Here is a 1,029-nt window from a genome sequence, read left to right on the forward strand (position 1 = left end):
AGGATTCCCCCGTGACCGTGCCGACCAGCTGGCGGCCGTCGCCTCCGGGCTGACCTCGCTGACCGCGGGTGCCTCCCGGATCTTCGAGGGCGGCGCCGTCAGCCAGACCGTGGTGGAGATGGAACGCGGGTTCCTCTTCCTGATGTCCATCTCGGACGGCTCCTCACTGGCTGTTCTCGCCCACCCTGACGCCGACATCGGCCTGGTCGGGTACGAGATGGCCCTGCTGGTCGACCGTGCGGGCACTGTCCTCACCCCCGACCTCCGCGCCGAGCTCCAAGGCAGCCTGCTCCACTAGGCGGCCCTGGATCGATGACAGACTCGATTGCCCCAGGTAATGCCCTCATCCCTCGCCCGTCCGGCCGCTTAGAGCCCCCCACCGGCCCCTTCAGACGGCAAGCCGACGTACTGCTGTCACGCCCGGAGGATTCATGACCCCGCCACCCGCCTCACCCGATCCGTACGGCGCACTGCACCACGCGTCGTACGACGGTGAAGGCGACCAGCCACTGGTCCGCCCGTATGCCATGACCGGTGGCCGGACCCGGCCGCGCTACCAGCTCGCCATAGAGGCGCTGGTCTCCACCACGGCCGACCCCGCGCATCTGGGGACACTGCTTCCCGAGCACCAGCGGATCTGCCACCTCTGCCGTGAGGTCAAGTCGGTGGCCGAGGTCTCGGCGCTGCTGTCGATGCCGCTCGGTGTGGCCCGGATTCTCGTCGCGGACCTGGCGGAAGCCGGCATGGTGGCCATCCACCAGCCGGGCAATGGAGAGGCCGGCGGCGCGCCGGATGTGACACTGCTCGAAAGGGTGCTCAGTGGACTTCGCAAGCTCTAGCGGCGGTGCGGCCCGGGCCACCACCTCGGCGAAGATCGTGGTGGCCGGGGGCTTCGGCGTGGGCAAGACCACGTTCGTCGGTGCCGTCTCGGAGATCAACCCGTTGCGTACGGAGGCCGTGATGACGTCCGCGTCCGCGGGCATCGACGACCTCACGCACACCGGGGGCAAGACGACGACGACCGTCGCC

General features: G+C 69.4%; 2 protein-coding genes and 1 pseudogene. All 3 read left to right on the forward strand.

The window, feature by feature from the left end; all coding sequences use genetic code 11:
- Window positions 1-298, forward strand: a 298-nt coding sequence (locus tag EES42_RS00795; RefSeq protein ID WP_124717326.1) for a roadblock/LC7 domain-containing protein, incomplete at its 5' end; no start/stop codon positions are given.
- A 133-nt stretch (window positions 299-431) separates the two neighbouring features.
- Window positions 432-839, forward strand: a complete 408-nt coding sequence (locus tag EES42_RS00800) for a DUF742 domain-containing protein (protein ID WP_003966010.1) — start codon at window positions 432-434, stop codon at window positions 837-839.
- Window positions 820-1,029, forward strand: a pseudogene (locus EES42_RS00805) (ATP/GTP-binding protein); the annotation flags it as partial. The gene EES42_RS00800 and the pseudogene EES42_RS00805, both read left to right, overlap by 20 nt.

The organism is Streptomyces sp. ADI95-17, assembly GCF_003846175.1.
Lineage (GTDB): Bacteria > Actinomycetota > Actinomycetes > Streptomycetales > Streptomycetaceae > Streptomyces > Streptomyces sanglieri.

Bases quoted from the DNA above. Each gene is read 5' to 3' on its own strand.
- EES42_RS00800 (WP_003966010.1), top strand. From the start codon at position 432: ATGACCCCGCCACCCGCCTCACCCGATCCGTACGGCGCACTGCACCAC.